This is a genomic window from Raoultella sp. (assembly GCF_039594335.1).
Lineage (GTDB): Bacteria > Pseudomonadota > Gammaproteobacteria > Enterobacterales > Enterobacteriaceae > Klebsiella.
Genome location: NZ_JBCNNS010000279.1, coordinates 1 through 2,743, shown reverse-complemented (window position 1 = coordinate 2,743; position 2,743 = coordinate 1). Strand labels below are relative to the sequence as shown.

General features: G+C 54.7%; 4 protein-coding genes. All 4 read left to right on the top strand.

Annotation, left to right across the window (positions count from 1 at the left end):
- Positions 1 to 312 (top strand): Asd/ArgC dimerization domain-containing protein (locus ACZAHD_RS23015; protein ID WP_462458778.1); only part of this gene is annotated, 312 nt, incomplete at its 5' end.
- Positions 312 to 1,124 (top strand): tRNA pseudouridine(38-40) synthase TruA, encoded by an 813-nt coding sequence (gene truA / locus ACZAHD_RS23010; protein WP_462458777.1) that lies wholly within the window; start codon positions 312 to 314, stop codon positions 1,122 to 1,124. The genes ACZAHD_RS23015 and truA, both read left to right, overlap by 1 nt.
- A 148-nt stretch (positions 1,125 to 1,272) precedes the next feature.
- Positions 1,273 to 1,932, top strand: a complete 660-nt coding sequence (locus tag ACZAHD_RS23005) for a DedA family protein (protein WP_015583769.1) — start codon at positions 1,273 to 1,275, stop codon at positions 1,930 to 1,932.
- Positions 1,933 to 2,132: 200 nt separating this feature from the next.
- Positions 2,133 to 2,743 (top strand): acetyl-CoA carboxylase, carboxyltransferase subunit beta (accD, locus tag ACZAHD_RS23000; protein WP_462458779.1); only part of this gene is annotated, 611 nt, incomplete at its 3' end.

Below are 2,743 nucleotides of genomic sequence, written 5' to 3'. Positions count from 1 at the left end.
ATCGTGCAGTCGCCAGTATTCTACGGTCATGCGCAGATGGTGAACTTCGAAGCGATGCGTCCGCTGGCGGCAGAAGAGGCCCGCGATGCCTTTGCTCGCGGCGAAGATATTGAGCTGTCCGCCGAGCGCGAATTCCCGACTCAGGTCGGCGATGCTTCAGGTACCGCGCAACTTTCCGTCGGCTGTGTGCGCAATGATTACGGCATGCCGGAACAGATTCAGTTTTGGTCTGTTGCCGATAACGTGCGCTTCGGCGGCGCGCTGATGGCTGTGAAAATTGCGGAGAAACTGGTGCAGGAGTATTTGTACTGATGTCAGAGAGGGAACAGCAGCCGGTCTATAAAATCGCGCTGGGCATCGAGTACGACGGTAGCAAATATTACGGCTGGCAACGGCAGAATGAAGTTCGCAGCGTGCAGGAGAAGCTGGAAAAGGCGCTCTCGCAGGTGGCAAATGAACCGATTAACGTATTCTGCGCCGGTCGCACCGACGCCGGTGTTCATGGCACTGGCCAGGTCGTGCATTTTGAGACCCACGCGCTGCGCAAAGACGCGGCCTGGACGCTGGGAGTCAATGCGAATTTGCCGGGTGATATCGCCGTCCGCTGGGTGAAACATGTCCCGGACGATTTTCACGCCCGTTTCAGCGCCACGGCACGTCGCTACCGTTACGTCATCTATAATCACCGTCTGCGCCCGGCGGTGTTAAGCCAGGGCGTAACGCATTATCATCAGCCTCTGGATGCGGAGCGGATGCAGCGCGCCGCCCAGTGTTTGCTGGGTGAAAATGATTTCACCTCATTCCGCGCGGTGCAGTGCCAGTCGCGCACGCCATGGCGGAATATTAACCATATTAGCGTCACGCGTTATGGCCCCTATGTGGTGGTGGATATCAAAGCTAATGCCTTTGTACATCATATGGTAAGGAATATTGTCGGCAGCCTGATGGAAGTGGGGGCCGGTAACCAGCCAGAGAGCTGGATTGCAGAACTTCTGGCGGCGAAAGACAGGACGCTGGCCGCCGCGACGGCAAAAGCAGAAGGGTTGTATCTGGTGTCGGTGGATTATCCGGCCCGCTACGATCTGCCGGTAATGCCGATGGGCCCGCTGTTCCTGGCGGACTAACATTAACGCTTTATCCTTCAGGCTGCCTGTTTGCTGGCCGCATCTGAGCGTTTCGGTCGGGGATTTTTTCTGCGACCGAAAACGACCGGTTTGTCGTCGCACTGCATCCTGGCCGATTTTGTGTCGTGTCATTAAGGACTCATACAATATGGACCTGATTCGCTTTTTAATTGATTTCATCCTGCATATTGATGTTCATCTGGCTGAGCTGGTTGCCAGTTATGGTGTCTGGGTATACGCCATTCTGTTTTTGATTCTGTTCTGCGAAACGGGTCTGGTGGTGACGCCATTCCTGCCTGGTGATTCGCTGCTGTTCGTGGCCGGCGCACTGTCGGCGCTGCCGACGAATGATCTGAACGTGCATTTGATGGTGGCATTGATGGTCATTGCGGCAATTGTCGGTGATGCGCTGAACTACACTATCGGACGGCTATTTGGCGAAAAGCTCTTCAGTAACCCTGACTCGAAGATTTTCCGTCGTAGCTACCTGGATAAAACCCATTCGTTCTATGAGCGCCACGGCGGCAAAACGATTATCCTTGCGCGTTTTGTGCCGATCGTCAGAACCTTCGCGCCGTTTGTGGCGGGAATGGGCCATATGTCCTATCGTCATTTTGCAGCGTATAACGTGGTTGGTGCGCTGCTGTGGGTTCTGCTGTTTACCTACGCAGGCTACCTGTTCGGCGATTTGCCGATCGTTCAGGAAAACCTGAAGCTGCTGATTGTCGCCATTATTGTTTTGTCGGTGCTGCCAGGGGTCATTGAAATTATTCGCCACAAACGCGCAGCGGCGAAGCAGACGAAATAATCCTCCTGCCTTTATCTTCTTCGGGCAGCACGTCGCTGCCCGAAGAGGGAAGTGTGAGCGGTACGACCACTTTTTTATCCCATGTTACGGGATGTTATGATTTAATGTGCAACATTCATGGTCTGTAAGGGTCAAAAATGGCATTATGCGCCCCTTACGACAAAACTGGCATCGACCAGGTTCAGGCAGAAAGGTTATCAATGAGCTGGATTGAACGAATTAAAAGCAATATCACTCCCACCCGCAAGGCAAGCATTCCTGAGGGTGTATGGACCAAGTGCGACAGCTGCGGGCAGGTTTTGTACCGCGCAGAGCTGGAGCGCAACCTGGAGGTTTGCCCTAAGTGCGATCACCACATGCGTATGTCGGCGCGTAATCGCCTGCATAGCCTGTTGGACGAAGGTTCCCTGGTGGAACTGGGAAGCGAGCTCGAGCCGAAAGATGTGCTGAAGTTCCGCGATTCGAAAAAATACAAAGACCGTCTGGCGTCGGCTCAAAAAGAGACCGGTGAAAAAGATGCGCTGGTGGTCATGAAGGGCACTCTGCACGACATGCCGGTTGTCGCAGCAGCATTCGAATTCTCCTTTATGGGCGGTTCGATGGGGTCGGTGGTTGGCGCTCGCTTCGTGCGCGCGGTAGAACAGGCGCTGGAAGATAACTGCCCGCTGGTTTGCTTCTCCGCTTCCGGCGGCGCGCGTATGCAGGAAGCGCTGATGTCGCTGATGCAGATGGCGAAAACGTCAGCCGCACTGGCGAAAATGCAGGAGCGTGGTTTACCGTATATCTCCGTACTGACCGACCCGACTATGGG